A 15,580-nucleotide genomic window follows, 5' to 3' on the forward strand; every position below is an offset into this window, starting at 1 on the left:
GAGGCCCCGTGATCACAGCACGCAACGTGAGCAAGACCTTCAACGCCGGCCGCCCCAACGAGTTCCGCGCCGTGAGCGACGTCACCCTGTCCATCGACCTTGGGCGTACCACCGTCCTCAAGGGGCCGAGCGGTTCGGGCAAGACCACGCTGCTCGGCATGATCGGCTGCATGTCGCGCCCCAGCGCCGGACGGATCTTCCTCGGGGAGCGGGAGATCACCAGCCTCCCCGAGCGCTTCCTGACCTCCATCCGCCGGCGCACCTTCGGCTTCATCTTCCAGCAGTTCCACCTGGTAAAGGGGCTCACCGTGCTGGAAAACGTGATGATCCCGGCTTATCCCACCCCGGAGCGGCTGGGATCGCTGCAGAAGCGGGCCCTGGATACGCTGGCCATGTTCAACCTGGAGGGGAAGGCGGGCGCCAAGATCGAGTGGCTCTCCGGCGGCGAGGCGCAGCGTGCGGCCATCGCCCGGGCGCTCATCAACGACCCCGCCATAATCGTCGCCGACGAGCCGACCGCGCACCTCGACACCCGGCTCTCCCACGAATTCATGGGGATCATGCGCACCCTGAAAGGAGAGGGAAAGACCATCATCCTCTCCAGCCACGACCCCATCGTCTATGACAGCGACCTGGCGGACCGGATCGTGGAAATGCGCGACGGCCGCATCGTCGCGGCGGGGGCGCCGTCATGATCCTCAACCCGGGCATCCTGTCGCTCTTCGCCGCGTCGCTGCTCACCGCCATCATGGTGCTCTACGCCACGCTGCACGGCGTGCAGATCCTCAGGCACTGGGACCTCTCCAGCGGCAGCGAAGCGCAGCTGGTGCTGGAGCGCAAGACCTACCTGGTCGCGACGGTGCTGAGCTACTTCCTCGCCTTCCAACTGGTGTCCCTGTTCCTGTTCATAGTTACCGCCGACAACATCCACCACCTCTTCGTCGGCGCCATGTGCGCGGTGGGGACCCTTACCGCGACCCCCCTCGGCTATCCCACGCTCCTCTTGAAGTGCGCCGGTTTTCTCCTGGCGGGGCTCTGGCTCGTCTTCAATCACGCCGACAGCCTGGGGTACGACTACCCGCTGATCCGCACCAAGTACCTGCTCCTGTTGCTGCTCGCTCCGCTGCTTCTGGCGGAGGCGGTGCTCCAGGGGGGGTACTTCCTGGGGCTTTCCCCGGACATCATCACCTCGTGCTGCGGCAGCCTGTTCAGCCCGGCGAGCCGCGGCATCGCCACCGAGATCGCCAACGCGCCGCCGCTTCCCATGCTGGGGATCTTCTACCTGAGCTCCGCGCTCACCGTCGGCTGCGGCCTGCGCTTGGCCGGGTCTGGCAGCGGCGGCGGCATCTTCGCGCTGGCGAGCGCGCTGCAACTGGTGGTGGCGCTGGTGGCGCTGGTCTCGGTGATCTCGCTTTACATCTACCAGATGCCCTCGCACCACTGCCCGTTCTGCATCCTGCAGAGGGAGTACGGTTTCGTGGGATACCCGATATACCTGGCCATCCTGGCCGCAGCCGTGAGCGGCATAGGCGCCGGATGCCTGCAGCGCTACCGGAACGTCGCGAGCCTCGCGCCCGAGCTGCCGCACCTGACCAGGAGGCTCGCGCTGGTCTCGGTATCGGCCGTCCTGCTGCTGGCGGCCATCGTCACCGGCTACGTCGTCTTCACCGACTTCACCCTGCGCTGAGGCGCGCAGGCAGACACAGCACACAAAGGAGCAGACATGAAAGTTGTGGCACTTCTGGGAAGCCCCCGTCGCAGGGGAAACAGTTCCTTTCTGGCAGAGCGGTTCCTGGCACGGGCGGAGGGGGCCGGGCACAGGCCGGTGGTACATGAGCTCGGCAGCTTGATCTACAAGGGGTGCGTCGCCTGCTACGCCTGCAAGACGGGGAGGGAGGACTGCGCCGTGCGCGACGACCTGACCCGGGTTCTTGCCGACGTCGCAGCCGCTGACCTGCTGGTGCTGGCCACGCCGGTCTATTTCGGGGACGTCACCAGCCAGCTCAAGGCCTTCATCGACCGCACCTTTTCGTACTTCACGCCCGATTACCGCACCGCGGCCGCCCCGAGCCGCCTGAAGCCGGGGAAGCAGCTGGTCTTCATCCAGACCCAGGGGAATCCGGACGAATCCACCTTCGCCGACATCTTCCCCAAGTACGCCGGGTTTCTGAGGCGGAACAGCTTCGGCGCCGCCCACCTCGTCAGGGCGCGCGGCGTCTCCGCGCCTGACGACGCCCAGAAGCGCCAGGAAATCCTCGACCAGCTCGATCGGGTGGCCAATGAGGTGTTCGGCGCGCCCCACCTGCCGGCAGGTGACGGGCAGGTCAGCTGGTAGGACCTGAGGTGCCGACACCGCAGGCAGATGCCGGGAAGTGGATGCTGACCCTCACGGTGATGCTGGGGACCATGCTGAACGCGATCGACACCAGCATCGTGAACGTCGCCGTCCCCTACATGCGGGGCAACCTCGGCGCCTCGGTGGAGGAGATCTCCTGGGTGGTGACCGGATACATCCTTTCCAACGTGATCGTGATGCCGCTCATCGCCATGATCAGTACCCGCTTCGGCAGGAGGCGCTACTACCTCTTTTCCGTGGCGGCCTTCACGGCCACCTCGCTTCTGTGCGCCCTTGCCACGACCCTCCCCATGCTGGTCGCCGCCCGGGTGCTGCAGGGGATCGCGGGGGGGAGCCTGGCGCCGCTCTCGCAGTCGATCATCCGGGAGCGGTTCGCGCCGCACGAGCAGGGAACGGCGATGGGGATCTTCGGTCTCGGGGTGGTGATCGGCCCGGCGCTCGGCCCCACCCTCGGCGGCTGGCTCGTGGACCGCTTCTCCTGGCCCTGGATCTTCTACGTGAACCTCCCCCTGGGGCTGTTGAACGTGGCCATGGTGCTGCGCTACCTTCACGATCCCCCGTACCTGAAAAGGGAGCGGGTGTCGCTGGACCTCCCGGGGGTGGCCCTTTTGGTGCTGGGGCTCGGCTCGCTCCAGCTCATGCTCGAGGAGGGGGAGCGCAACGACTGGTTCTCGTCCCGGTTCATCACCGGGCTTCTGTTCATCGCGTTCACGGCGCTTGCGCTCTTCGCCTGGCGGGAGCTGACCACGCCGAGCCCCGCGGTGGATCTGACGCTCTTGGGCGATGCGCAGTTCACCTCCGGGGTGCTGATCAGCGGGATGCTGGGGATGGGGCTTTTTGCCAGCACCTTCCTGCTCCCGATCTTCCTGCAGCAGCTCATGGGGTACCCGGCCTTCGACGCCGGCGTGGTCATGGTCCCGCGCAGCCTGGCCATGGGGCTCACCATGCCCCTGGCGGGGAGGCTCTACAACCGGGTCGGGCCGAGGTTCCTGGTGAGCGGCGGGCTGCTTCTCTCGGCGGCCTCGTTTCTCCTGATGACCCGTCTCTCGCTGGACGTGGGGTACCGGGAGCTCTTCCTGGTCCAGGCCGTCCAGGGGATGGGCTTCGGCATGACCTTCGTCTCGGTGAGCACGGCGACCCTGGCTTCGGTGCCGCGCCCCCGCATGATGGCGGCCAGCGGCCTCTACAACGTGTTCCGGCAGGTGTTCGGCAGTATCGGCATCGCCTGGGCGGCGAACCTCCTGGTGCGGGGGCAGGCCCAGCACCGGGTGCGGCTGGCGGACGGGCTGCTGCCGTACTCGGAGCGGGTGGCACATTGGCTCGAGCAGAGCGCTGCGTCGCTCGGCGCCCGCTACGGGAGTCTCGCGGCCAAGGTCAAGGCGCTGCACCTGCTCGACAACCTGGTGCAGCGTCAGGCGTCCATGCTCGCCTTCAACCGGGTCTACCTCGTCTTCGGGGTGATGCTGCTCGCGGCGCTCCCCCTGGTCCTTCTCATGGGGCAGGGGGGGCGCGTGGAGAAACCGGAGGGGAACGGGATGGTGCTTGAGTGACCTTTGCGCCTCCCCCTCCCTTGACGGGAGGGGGCCGGGGGGTGGGTGAAGCCGCCATCCAAGGCGATGATGGCACCTTCCCCCACCCCCTAACCCCCTCCCGCAAGGGGAGGGGGGACGAGGAGGCGTTCCGGGAATTTCTGAAAGACAGCTCTTCGGGGCGATGGCACTGAAGAAACATAAAGGAGGAAGGACTATGAAGGTATCAGCGGGAATCGTGGCAGCGGTGGTGATGCTGGCCCTTGCGGGTACGGCGCAGGCGAAATCGAAGGCGCCGGAGATCGACCTGGTCGAGGTGAAGGGGGGGACCTACCAGCAGGGAGACACCTTCGACACCGGCGGAGAGGACGAGAAACCGGTGCACCAAGTCACGGTAAGTGACTTCTACCTGGGGAAGTTCGAGGTGACCCAGGGGCAGTGGAAGGCGGTCATGAAGACCAATCCCTCCCATTTCCAGGGCGACAGCCTCCCGGTGGAAAACGTCTCCTGGGACGACGCGCAGTTCTTCATCAAGAGGCTGAACAAGCTGACGGGCAAGAAGTACCGCCTCCCCACCGAAAGCGAGTGGGAGTACGCGGCCAGAAGCGGCGGCGGGGACAAGTACGCGGGCACCAGCAAGGGGCTCGACAAGGAGACCAAGGAAAACGAGCTGGCGGACTACGCCTGGTACGACATGAACAGCGGCGGACAGACCCACGCGGTCGGGGTGAAAAAGCCCAACGCCCTGGGCATTCACGACCTGAGCGGCAACGTCTGGGAGTGGGTGCAGGACCGCTACGCCGCAGACTACTATGCGAAGAGCGCGACTGAGAATCCGCAGGGGCCGGAAACCGGCCAGGACCGTGTCCGCCGCGGTGGCGGCTGGACCAGCTCCGAGCGCGGCGTGCGCAACACCTTCCGCTACGGCGACTTCGCCAATGCGCGCAACGATTTCGTCGGCTTCCGGCTCGCCCTCTCCAGGGAGGATCTTGTCGCGGGTCACAAAGCCGTCAGGAAGTAGCACGGCTTCAGCCGTAGGGAGTGAGGCGGTGCCATATGGATGATCTGGTGAGCGAAGGCGGGGGGGATGCGGCGGTAGCCATCCTGGAGCAGATCCTGCGGTCGTATGCGGCCGTGGGCGCGGCGCTCAGCCCGGACGGCGGCCCGGACCTGGTGCAGCCGGTGACCGAGGTGGCGCGCGGCAGCTACCGCTTCGCCGCCGTCCACTTCATGGAGGTGCGGGTGGACGAATACGTGGAGGTGGTGCCGGTCCGCTGCACCGCCACCGTCTCTCCGGCCCGCGGCAGCGGCTTTCGCGTCGAGCTGGTCTGCCATACCAACCTGGAGGAGCCGGATTATTCATACTGGGAATTCCGCGATTTCCTGAAGGAGCTTTCCGCCAACGGCTACCTAGGCGCCTTCAGCCTCGGCTCGTCACCCTGGTACAGCCACGGCTGCAGTCGGCAGGTGCTCTGCTACCAGTACCGTTTCCCGGCGGGGCAGGGGGAAGAACTCCCGGTGAGCCTGGCCTACTGCGTGCTGGGCGGCATGGTGGATGACATCTTCCACGCCGCCACGTCGTACTTCCAGCACTTCTGGTATTACCTGGAACACGACGGTTCCTGGTCCAGGCGCCCGGGGTACGACCAGAGACCTGCCGTACCCACGCGGGTGATCCAGTTTCCGGGGTATCGCCGGAACAAGCAGAGCTGACAGCCTCCGTGTGATCGCCCGCGCCCGCGCGGGCCTTTTTTTTCGCGGCACTGGACGCTGCGCTGACACCAACCCGAAGGAGTTGAATGAACATGCTGATCTGGCAGATCTTCTGGCTGTACACCCGCGTCTCGCTCTTTTCCTGGGGGGGAGGGCCCGCCTCACTCGCGCTCATGCAGCGGGAAACGACCGCCGCCATCTGGGTGCCGCCCGGGAGCACCCATCCGGTTCCCTGGGCCACGCCGCTCGAGTTCTCCGACGCGGTGGCGGTCGGGAATGCGCTGCCCGGGCCGATCGCTCCGCAGGTCTCGGCCTACATCGGCTACAAGCTGGCCGGTGTTCCCGGGGCGGTGGCCGCGGCGCTGGGGACGGTCCTTCCCACCACGCTCCTCATGCTGGTGATGGTGGTCTTTTTCTTCAGGATCAAGGAGAGCCTTACCGTTCAGTCCATGCTGAAGGGGGTGCGTCCGGTGGTGGTGGGGCTTCTGCTCTGGACCGCCTACGACATGGCGGTGAGCGTGTTCGGGGTGAAGCAGGGAGGCTGGGGTGCGACGCTATTGCAGTGGGACAAACTGCTCATCGTCGCCCTGACCTTCGGCATCCTCACCCTGACCGGCCTGAATCCCGCTTTCGTCATCTTCGGGGCCGCTTGCTTCGGGCTGGTCGCCTACCAATAGGGGGGGCAACCCTGTACCCGACCCCTTTCAACCGTAAAAGGAGCGCGCATGAACGACCGGAATCCGATCGCTGAAACCCTGCAGGAGCGAGAGCTCGGCTCGTTGTTGCCTCTCTCCGAGCACGCCGTCTCGGTCGCCTTGCCGAAGTGGCAGGACGTAGTGGGATACGAGGAGAAGTGGCCCGAGGTGGTAGACAGCCTCCAAGGGGGCTACCCCCGCTGCGTGATCCACCCGGGTGTGCTGGAACTCGCCGAGCTGCTGGCACCGGGAGAACCGTGCCTGCCGTTCCCGTCACTGCGGGTGGCGGAGGCTGCAGCTGCTTTCATCCGGGCGCACTCCGGGGCCGAGGCTCGCGTGGTTCGCTGGGAAGGGGAGTTCGGTGTGGCGACCACGCAGGGGGGCGCCGACAGCCTCAAGATCTTCTGGCGTTACCCCGGGCAGATCGTCTCCACGCGCCGTGCCCGCGCCGCTCTTTCCCGCGCCTCAACTGAACGCCTGGACGACCGCGCTATCCGGCAGGACCTCCGCCGACAGCTGGCTGGGCTCTACGACTGCAATGAGGACGACGTCTTCCTGCACCCCTCCGGTATGGCGGCGCTCTACCACGCCCTGCGCGCCGTGCAGGCCCGCAGGCCGGGGGCGGCCACCGTTCAGCTCGGGTTCCCCTACTCGGACAGCCTGAGACTGCTTAAGTGGTTCGGTGGCGAGCCGACGCTGCTGCACGACCTGGGCGAAGCTCCGGCCTGTATTGAGGAGATTGCGCGCCTTCGTTCCGTAGCCGCCTGCTGCACCGAAATCCCCGGCAATCCCCTGCTCGGTACTGCCGACCTGGGTGCCGTCACTCCCATCCTGCGCCGCTTCGGCATCCCGCTCATCGTGGATGACGCAGTCGGCTCCCCCTTCAACGTCGACGCGAGCGCCCATGCCGACCTCATAGCCACCAGCCTTACCAAGTTCCTGGCCGGAAGCGGCGATGTCATGGGGGGATGCGTCGTCTGCAACCCGCGTTCCCCGTACTACCCGGAACTGAAGGCGCTGGCCGCGGGCTTGCACGAGGAACACCTCTGGGTCGAGGATGCCGCTGTGCTCGCGGCCCGGATCAGCGGGTTCGCCGAGCGGATGCGGCTGCATAACGCGAACGGGTTGGAGATCGCGCGACGCCTGCGGGAGCATCCCGCCGTCGAGCGTGTCTGGTATCCACAGTGGTCGGACGGGGCGGCCTATGAGGCCGTGCGCCGACCGGATGGAGGCTGGGGCGCCCTGGTCAGTTTTCTTCCCAAAGATGCCGCCACCGCGGCCCCGCAGATCTACGACCGGCTGCCGATAGCCAAGGGACCGAGCTTCGGCACCGTGTTCACCCTGGCCTGTCCCTTCACGCTCCTTGGCCACTACTGCGAGCTTGAGTGGGCTGAGTCGCTGGGTGTGCCACGTGAGCTGATCCGCCTCTCGGTGGGGCTGGAGGATGTCGAGGAACTGTGGCGCGGCATCGCCGCCGCCCTGGGACAGCCAGGCAGCCAGAGGGAGGGGGAGGGGGATGCGTAAGTCGTTTGGGCGGAGCCTGGCGCTTTCTTTCCTGCTGGCGGGGAGCCTGCACCTTTCTGCTTCTCATCCGGCCAGCGCCATGGAGGCGGAGTTCGGCGACTTTCAGCGCATCATGCTGATGCCCCTTCAGGCGCAGGTGAAGCGAGCCGACGCCATTTTGAACCGGAAGTACAAGAAGGATTTCAATCCGGCCACCTACGAAAGCAACATGGAAAACTCCATCCCTTTCTACGCCCTTGCCAGCGACGCGACCTTTGCCGCCTACCGCATAGCGGCGGCCAGGCCGGAGCTCCTTGCGGGCTACGAGGTCTATGAAAGCTGCCGGGGCGGGGTGCCGCGCACCCTGCTGGAGTGCTTCTTCAGGGGGGGCGCCCGTGGCGAGTACGTCGACCTCGCCGCTTCCTGCCCCGTCTGCAGCGCCGAGGCCGTTACCCTCTTTCTCTGGGATGAAGCGGGTGTTCCCTCGTCGCAGTTCACCGGCGGACTCCGCTTTCTCTACGACCCGTCCCTGCGCGAGCCGCCCCCCCTCTGATCTTCTTAGAACGAACAAAAAAAGACGGCCCTGCTACCTGAGCGGGACCGTCTTTTTCTTTGTGCGCAGTGGCTAGAAGAAGTAGTAGAGCGCGAGCCTCGCGATGTTGGTGGTTCCCTCGTCGGAGCGGCCGGATGTGGCGGTTGCCGTCGCCGGGACGGTGATGTTGCCGTACTTGGTGTTGAGCCGCTGGTACTCGGTGGCCACCCGGACGGCGGCGTTCAGGTCGTAGTAGGCGTTCGCGAAATAGGTCTCGTTGTACTTCTCGAAGTTCGAGATCCCCTTGTAGTCGCCGTAGTTGTAGGCCTGGCGCCGCCCGTAGCCGGCGCTTACGCTGAACTGGTCGGTGGGGTAGAAGATGAGGTGGCCGGAGGCGCCGAACCCCTTGGCGGGGTGCAGGTCGCCGGCGGTCCCGGTGTACTGGTACGCGGTTGCGCCGGTCACGTTGGCGGCAAGGTAGGTCTGTCCCTCGAAGGTGAGGCTCCCGGCCCGTTTTTTCCCGTCGGGGGAGGCTATGACCGGCACGAAGGTGTAGAAGCCGACGCCCCAGGAGTCGATGGTCTTGTCGTTGGTCTGCCCCTTGGCATGCTGGTTGCCGTAGAGGCCGAAGAAGCCGGCGGTCAGGTTCTGCTGCCCGAAGCCGTAGGCGATGGGGGAGGTGCCCAGGGCCTTGCTGACGAAGAAGGCCTGTCCGACGAAGTTGGGTACGGGGCCCCAGCTGTCACCCGCGCTGCCGACGGTGTTGCCCGGTGCTGCGTTGGCGTTGGCCGTGTTGAAGTTGGTCTGGAAGGGCTGTTCGACGGCCGCCACCAGCTTGAGGGAGTTGCCGCCCCCCAGGTCGACGCGCTGGGTGAGTTTTACCTGCGGCACCCTGAAGCCGTTGCCGAAGCCCGCCTGGATCCCTGCGTTGAAGTCGACGCTGTTGGCGTTGAAGACGCTGAAGTTCTCGGTGGTCTGCCCGAAGAGGAGCTGCGTGTTGCCCCAGTCGATGTTTCCCCAGGCGTGGCGCAGGCGCGGGGTGGCGTTGAAGGATTCGGTGTTGGCGACGCCGCTGGTGCCGTAGATCGGGGCGTTGGTGAAGTCGAGTTCCACCAGGGCCGTGGACCGCCCTCCCAGGAGGTTGGGGCCGTTGGAGCGGAACCAGATGCGGGAGGAGCGCGCGGAGAAGGTCGATTGGTCCTTCTGCCCCTCCAGGGAGTCGTTCTTGGGAGAGCGGGTGTTGGTGAAGAAACCGTTGGGGCCGAAGTTGCTCGAGTTGTAGGCGTAGTCCAGCTTGACGAAGCCACCCACCGCCAGGTTGAACTTGCTCGAGGCCGGCGCGTTCAGGTTGCCGTAGACGCCGGGTGCGACCTCGCAGGCGGGCTCGAAGTCGCAGTTGAACTGCGTGGCGCCGTTTGGCGGGGGCGCGTCGGCGGCGAGGGCCGGGGCCGCCGCGAGAAGGCTCGCGGCCACTACTACGGGTACTGCTCTGCTCATCTTTTTTCTCATCTACTTCCTCCTCTGGTGTGGTGCCGCCGCTCTGCGGCGGGCAAGTCATTGAATAAAAAAAAGGCCGGACCCCTGTTTCGGGTTCGGCCTCCAGTTGCCTGGTACACCTCATTGCATCTTCAAATCTATGGAAGTGGTGGGACTACGGGGGGCTTTCCAGCTCCACGTAGTCTCCGGCCTGCACCTGCGCCGCCTCCGTCGAGGTGGCGACGGAGCCGTCGGAGCCGAAAAGCTCGTTCACCCTGAGCGTCGCGATGTGCGTTCCCGGCGCGAAGCCGATCCCCTTCACGACTTCTCCTCCGCGGTACACCGTGACCTGCTGTCCTGCCGCCAGCCCGGCTTCCGCTCCTCCGTCCAGATAGACGCGCTCGCCGCTGACGCGCGCCACCCGGCCGTACCACGGAAACCAGGAGAGGGTGCGCACCGCCGTCTCCGCCAGCCCCTTTACCGCCGACAGCAGGGCCTCCTGTTCGCTTTGTCCGGGCGCAGGTTCGGGCACCGCCACCCAGAAGGAGCGGATCACGAGCGGCCCTCTCACGTCGTAGAGATCCGCCTTGAGCCGCGCACCCGGATGAGTCCCCTCCGGTTTGGAGAGAAAGAGGAGCGGACCGGAGGCGTTTCCGGAAACGGTGCCGAGGTAGGAAAGCGCCTCTGCTTCGGTGAGCGCGTCCGCCGGCGAGGGGGGAGCCGCCTGGCGTACCACCAGCGCTTTGCCCACCGCAGCGGCGAAGTGCTGGCTGAGCTGCTGCCTGCCGGACTCGGCGACCAGCAGGCGGAGCCGGAGCGGGCTGCGGGGGACTGTCGCCGCATCGGTGACCTTGGCGGCGGCGAGCTTCTCGTAGCCGATCTTCGCCACCTCGCGCCCCCGCGGCACTCCTTTCTCCAGCGATGCCTTGGGCACCCAGATCTTCGCGTTGGCGTCACCCGCTTCCCCGGGGAACGGGGAGTCGATCTCGACATAATCCTGGTTGTTTAGAACCTGCTGCCGCGCCGCACACCCTGCAAGCGTGCCGGTGATCGCCGCCGCGACGGCGGCGGCCACGATAAGCCGTTTTGCCAGGATTTCATGACCTTTCCCATGCACACTCATGCCGTTATTACCCCGTAACTTCATTTCTGTTGCCTCTCCTTGATGAGCACTTCCCTCACCGCCAGCTGAAACGCTTCCGGCACGAAGCCCCGCAGCACTTTTTTGCCGTCGCCGATCACGATGAGCGGGACCGAACTGCAGCGGTAGCGTTCCGACATTTCGTCCAGGTAGCTCTCGTTCGCCGTGACGTCCTTTGCGGTATAGGGGATGCCATTCGAACCCAGGTATTCGCTCGCCGCCTTGCAGCTCTTGCATCCGGGTGCGGTATAGAGCTCTATCTTGGGGTAGCTCCCCTTGGTGGCGGCCGTCGCGATCCCTGCGCAGGCGGCGAGCAGCATGAGGACGAAGAAGGCAAGCATGATGTTGCGATGGGCGGTCTTCATGGTCTTCCTCCCGCGCCGTCGGCGCCGTCGGTGATGTAGGCGAAGGGGTCGTTGCGGTACCAGCTTTCCCGGTAGGGCTGGCGGGTGTGCCGGCGCAGCTGCTCCTGGAAGGCCCTGTTCGCCGTGAGGCGTACCGCCCGCCGCGCCACCTCGAACACGCCGAGGTAGCCAAGATAGGTCTGGGGCGCGCTGAAGATGGGGAGAGTGGGGACGCCCAGCTTGGCGACCCAGGCGTTGCTGCCGCTGTGCCCGAGGTACAGGTCCGGTTGCGCCCGCTCGATCAGGTTTGCCAGCTCGAAGGTCTGCGTGGTGGCGACGTTCACCTCCATGCCGGGGCGGTCCTGGGCGGCGGTCAGGTAAAGGTCGTCGCCGAACTCGTCGTAGTGGTGGGCCCGGAAGCCGACCACCTCGCACCCCAGTTCGTGCATGAGCATGGCCGTGGCCGCGACGCGCATCTCCCCGCCCCCCAGGTAGACCCGCTTGCCGGCCAGGGGCGGTCGGTAATCGGAGAGGGCCCGTTCCAGTTCGGCCTCCTCCGCGGCGATCACCCGTTCCGCCTGTTCCTCGAGGCCGAAGCGTGCCGCCACCGCCCGCAGCCACCGTCCCGTGTTGCGGATGCCGATGGGCATGGTGTCGATCAGGTACGGGATGCCGTAGCGCTCCTCGAGAAAGGTGAGGAAGTAGTCGTCGTGGGTGGCGCAGATGCTCACGTTGAGCGACGCCTCGGTCAGTTCGGTGAACGCTTCGGGGCGCGCGAAGTTGGGGTAGAAACGCGCCTCCAGCCCGATCAGTTCCAGAAGCCTCGCCAGCTCCACCTCGTCCGAGCGGCCGATGGAGTACACGTTGAACACGTTGACGCGCCGGCTCTTGCGGCGCTCGTCCAGCAGCGCCTGGCCCGAGCTCTCCTCGGCGAGCCGCTGCGCGTCGTGCGGTGCGAGCTGCACGTAGCGGGCTAGGCCGTGGTAGACCGCGTCGTAGCCGGTCGCCGAGATGCGGGTCTTGAACCCCTCGCAGTGCAGCGGCACCACGGTGGCGGCGACCCTGGAGCGGACCCGTCCCGCCACGGCGTCGATGTCGTCGCCGATGATGCCGGGGGTGCAGGTGGAGACCACGAAGATGAGGCGGGGGCGGAAGCGCAGATCAGCCTCCACGATGGTCGCTTCCAGCTTCTCCTCGCCGCCGGCGATGACGTCGGCCTCGTCGAGGTTGCTGGTGAACCAGATGAGCGGCGCCTTTTTTTCGCCGCGCGCGTTCAACCCGTTTCTCACGTAGAGGTCCATGGAGACGTTGGAGCCGCCGCAGCCGGGAGGGGCGTGCATGATGATCACCGCGTCCGGGATGGTGGTCACCATGGTGAGGGCGAGGCTCATCTGGCAGTTGCAGACCTGGGTGAAACTCCGCTCGCTGCGCACCAGGCAGCCGCCGCGGGACTCCTGCACCAGCGCGCAGGAGGTGCCGCCGTAGGCGTGGCAGGTGCGCAGCCGGTCCTCCCTCTTCGGGAGCACTTTCTGATCGGTGTGGTGAGCCATGTCATGCCCCTCCGAAATAGGTCGAGAGCAGGTCCTCGACGAGATGCAGTGCGCCGTGGAACCCGGCGTAGCCCCGGTTGACGATGACCCGGTTGAAGACGGGGTAGCTGACGCTCAGGTGCCGCGCGCCCACCGCCGCGGCGGGCTCCTGCTCCAGCGTGCTGCCGAGGACGAAGGCGGGAGCGAAGCGCTTTTGGTAGCGCTCGCCGCCTGAAGGACGCCAGGCCCGGGTCAGGTGTCCCGCGATCACCGATGCGTCGGTCTCGAAGACCAGGGCCGGCTTCCCGCCGTGCGGCAGCGAATCGAGGCTGAGGGCGATGCGGCTCCGCTCCTCGTCGGGGAGGTTGTCCGTCACCACCACGAGGCTCGGCAGCCAGCCGAGGTCTTCGGCGAGGAAGCGGGTGTAGGGGAGGGCGCTGGTCGCGTTACCCACTACCGCCACGTAGTGCTGCAGGTCGGTGTCGCAGTAGAAATCGGCCACCCGCTCCACGAAACGGTAATAATCGGCCGTTTCCCGTTCGATCACCCGCTCCACGAGCTGACCGTCCAGCCCCAGGAACTCCGCAACCTGGCGCAGGAACCGCGCCGAGGCGGACGGGCCGATGGGGAGTTCGAGGGCGAGGTAGGGGGTGCCGAAGCGCTCCCTGAATGCCTCGGCCGCCGCGATGCCGTGCTGCTGCGACACCACGATGTTGGCCGCGGCCTTGCCGGCCTCGACCAGGTCGCGCACCCCCTCTCCGGGGACGAAGAAGGTGGACGCCTGCACTCCGACCAGGGCCAGCAGCCGCTGCAGTTCCAGGAGGTCGCCGCGGAAGAACGGGTCGAGTCCCGGCACCAGCCCCCACAGGTTCACCCTGTTAGTCGCGCGCTCGTCCGTCTCGGCCACCACCTGCCGGAACAGGGCGGAGAGGGCCAGGTCGTACCCCTTGTAGGAGGTCCCCTTGAAGCCGCCGGTTTCCACCCCGGCGACCGGCGCGCCGGTGCCGCGGAACTCCTGCACGGCGCTGCGGATGTCGTCCCCGATGATGTCGGTCATGCAGCCGGTGAGGACGACGTAGCACTCCCCCTCCATGATCTCCAGGGTGGTGCGGATCTGTTCGGCCAGCCGCTCCTCTCCGCCGAAGACGATCTCGTGCTCGGAGACGTTCGACCCCGGGGCCGAGAGGCCGCCGCAGTAGCCGGAGCCGTAGTAGCCGCTGCCGCCCAACTGCGCGGTGAAGAGATTGCCGCCGCAGCCGGCCGCGGCATGGACGATGGGGACCGTCCCGTGGATGGCGGTCACCGTGGAGAGGGCGCCCCCCAGGGTGCAGGAAAATCGCGGTCTTTCAACGAATCCGTTCATGCCTGTCACCTCTTACCTGTTGGCGACCAGCACGCTGATCAGTTCGGTGGCGAGCCGCAACCCGCCGCGGAAGCCGACGTAGAACTGGTCGGTGACGATCCTGTTGGTGATGGGGTAGGAGACCCCCCAGAAGCCGGCCTTGATACCGGCGGCAAGGGGGCGGTCCAGGTTGCTGCCGATCACGAAAGCGGGGTGGATCGGGTTGCCGTAGGGATCCTCCTCCTGCTCCAGTATCTCCTGCAGTCGCGCCGTGATCCGGTCCGTGTCCGTCTCGAAGATCACCTTGGGGCGGTAGTCGGCCGGCAGCGTCTCCAGCCTTTCGATCACCGCCTGCTGCTGGTCGTCGTGCAACAGGTCGGTGACCGCGGCCAGGTAGGGGAGCCACCCCAGGTCCTCGGAGATGAAACGGGTCACCGCGTAGCTGTAGTTGGCGTTGCCGATCACGATGCCGAAGCGCTGGAAGTCCTGGTCGTTGACCAGGTCGGTCATCGGGTTGATGAAGCTGTAGTAGTACGCCTTCTCCTGGGCGATGGCGAACTCCGCCGTTTCCTCGTCGACCTTCAAGAGCGACGCGATGCGCCTCAGGAATGCCTCCGTCGCGGTCGGGCCGATCGGGAGCGGTTCGGTGACAAAGGGGGTGCCGTGCAGTTCCTCGAAGAGCTTGGCGGGCTTCACCCCGTGCACGTCCGAGAAGACGATGTTGAGCGAGGCGCGCGAGGCCTCCTTCAGCTCCTTCAGCCGGTCCTGTGGGGTGAGGAAGGTGTTCGCTTCGATGCCGAGAAGCCCCAGGAGGCGTTTGAGCTCCAGGAGGTTGCCGCGCCAGAAGACGTCCTGCGCCGGGACGAAGCCAAAGAGGTTGACCCGGCGCGCGTCCTTGGGGAGCCCTTTCGCGACGAACTGGCTGAAGATCGCCTCCCAGATGAAGTCGGCGCCGACCGTGGAGTCCCCCTTGAAGCCGCCGGTCTCGGCCACGATCACCGGCTTGCCCTGGCGCTGGAACTCGCTCACCACGGAGCGGACGTCGTCGCCGATGATGTCGGTCATGCAGCCGGTGATCACCGCGTAGAGGTCGGCGTCGACCACCTCGAGAGTGGCGGCGATCTGCTCGGCCAGGCGCTCTTCGCCGCCGAAGATGACCTCACGCTCGACGATGTTGGTGCTGGGGGTGGCGCGGCCGTCGGTCTCCGTGGTGCCCCAGTAGCCGCCTCCCACGGTGGCGGCGCCGTCGGCGCTGGCCGCACAACCGGGTGCTGCGTGCACTATGGCCACGGCGCGGTCTATCGAGTTGATCGTTACCAGGGCTCCGCCCAGTGCGCACTGGTAGCGCGGGCGTTCTATATGGCTGCTCATGTCGTTGCTCCTTGTTGTGGTCGTGTCTGCTTTCGGTGCGGCGAAGCTC

Annotated in this window: 15 protein-coding genes; 9 read left to right on the plus strand and 6 right to left on the minus strand. The window is 66.4% G+C overall.

Annotation, left to right across the window (positions count from 1 at the left end):
* Positions 1-8: 8 nt before the first annotated feature.
* The 9 genes from KP001_RS02190 to KP001_RS02230 all read left to right on the plus strand — a co-directional run bounded on the left by KP001_RS02190 (position 9) and on the right by KP001_RS02230 (position 8,349).
* Positions 9-695, plus strand: a complete 687-nt coding sequence (locus tag KP001_RS02190; RefSeq protein WP_217287961.1) for an ABC transporter ATP-binding protein — start codon at positions 9-11, stop codon at positions 693-695.
* A complete protein-coding gene (locus tag KP001_RS02195) occupies positions 692-1,687 on the plus strand; it encodes a hypothetical protein (RefSeq protein ID WP_217287962.1) in 996 nt (331 codons plus the stop codon). Before KP001_RS02190 ends, KP001_RS02195 begins: the two co-directional genes overlap by 4 nt.
* Positions 1,688-1,723: 36 nt before the next feature.
* Entirely contained in the window at positions 1,724-2,335 is a 612-nt protein-coding gene (locus KP001_RS02200; RefSeq protein WP_217287963.1) for a flavodoxin family protein, read from the plus strand.
* Positions 2,336-2,343: 8 nt separating this feature from the next.
* A complete protein-coding gene (locus tag KP001_RS02205; protein ID WP_217287964.1) occupies positions 2,344-3,906 on the plus strand; it encodes a DHA2 family efflux MFS transporter permease subunit in 1,563 nt (520 codons plus the stop codon).
* 196 nt (positions 3,907-4,102) lie between these two features.
* Complete coding sequence (locus tag KP001_RS02210; RefSeq protein WP_217287965.1) at positions 4,103-4,906, plus strand: formylglycine-generating enzyme family protein; 804 nt, start codon at positions 4,103-4,105, stop codon at positions 4,904-4,906.
* 35 nt (positions 4,907-4,941) lie between these two features.
* Positions 4,942-5,598: a hypothetical protein gene (locus KP001_RS02215; protein WP_217287966.1), complete on the plus strand. Its 657-nt coding sequence runs from the start codon at positions 4,942-4,944 to the stop codon at positions 5,596-5,598.
* A gap of 86 nt (positions 5,599-5,684) precedes the next feature.
* Positions 5,685-6,275 (plus strand): chromate transporter, encoded by a 591-nt coding sequence (locus tag KP001_RS02220; RefSeq protein WP_217287967.1) that lies wholly within the window; start codon positions 5,685-5,687, stop codon positions 6,273-6,275.
* A 48-nt stretch (positions 6,276-6,323) separates the two neighbouring features.
* Complete coding sequence (locus tag KP001_RS02225; protein WP_217287968.1) at positions 6,324-7,817, plus strand: PLP-dependent transferase; 1,494 nt, start codon at positions 6,324-6,326, stop codon at positions 7,815-7,817.
* Complete coding sequence (locus KP001_RS02230; RefSeq protein ID WP_217287969.1) at positions 7,810-8,349, plus strand: hypothetical protein; 540 nt, start codon at positions 7,810-7,812, stop codon at positions 8,347-8,349. The genes KP001_RS02225 and KP001_RS02230 overlap by 8 nt, the downstream gene beginning before the upstream one ends.
* A 72-nt stretch (positions 8,350-8,421) precedes the next feature.
* On the opposite strand, the gene KP001_RS02235 is transcribed toward KP001_RS02230, so the two are convergent.
* The 6 genes from KP001_RS02235 to KP001_RS02260 all read right to left on the minus strand — a co-directional run bounded on the left by KP001_RS02235 (position 8,422) and on the right by KP001_RS02260 (position 15,531).
* On the minus strand, positions 8,422-9,825 hold the full coding sequence (locus KP001_RS02235; protein WP_217287970.1) for a hypothetical protein: 1,404 nt from the start codon (positions 9,823-9,825) through the stop codon (positions 8,422-8,424).
* 154 nt (positions 9,826-9,979) lie between these two features.
* Positions 9,980-10,951 carry a hypothetical protein gene (locus KP001_RS02240; RefSeq protein WP_217287971.1) on the minus strand — a complete coding sequence of 324 codons (972 nt, stop codon included), beginning with the start codon at positions 10,949-10,951 and terminating at the stop codon, positions 9,980-9,982.
* A complete protein-coding gene (locus tag KP001_RS02245; protein ID WP_217287972.1) occupies positions 10,948-11,310 on the minus strand; it encodes a glutaredoxin domain-containing protein in 363 nt (120 codons plus the stop codon). Before KP001_RS02245 ends, KP001_RS02240 begins: the two co-directional genes overlap by 4 nt.
* Positions 11,307-12,839, minus strand: coding sequence for a nitrogenase component 1 (locus KP001_RS02250; protein WP_217287973.1), 1,533 nt, complete (start codon positions 12,837-12,839; stop codon positions 11,307-11,309). The genes KP001_RS02245 and KP001_RS02250 overlap by 4 nt, the downstream gene beginning before the upstream one ends.
* Position 12,840: 1 nt before the next feature.
* Complete coding sequence (locus tag KP001_RS02255) at positions 12,841-14,181, minus strand: nitrogenase component 1 (protein WP_217287974.1); 1,341 nt, start codon at positions 14,179-14,181, stop codon at positions 12,841-12,843.
* Between the two features lie 12 nt (positions 14,182-14,193).
* Positions 14,194-15,531, minus strand: a complete 1,338-nt coding sequence (locus KP001_RS02260) for a nitrogenase component 1 (RefSeq protein ID WP_217287975.1) — start codon at positions 15,529-15,531, stop codon at positions 14,194-14,196.
* Between the last annotated feature and the right edge of the window lie 49 nt (positions 15,532-15,580).

The organism is Geomonas subterranea (assembly GCF_019063845.1).
In the GTDB taxonomy this organism is placed as follows: Bacteria; Desulfobacterota; Desulfuromonadia; order Geobacterales; family Geobacteraceae; genus Geomonas; species Geomonas subterranea.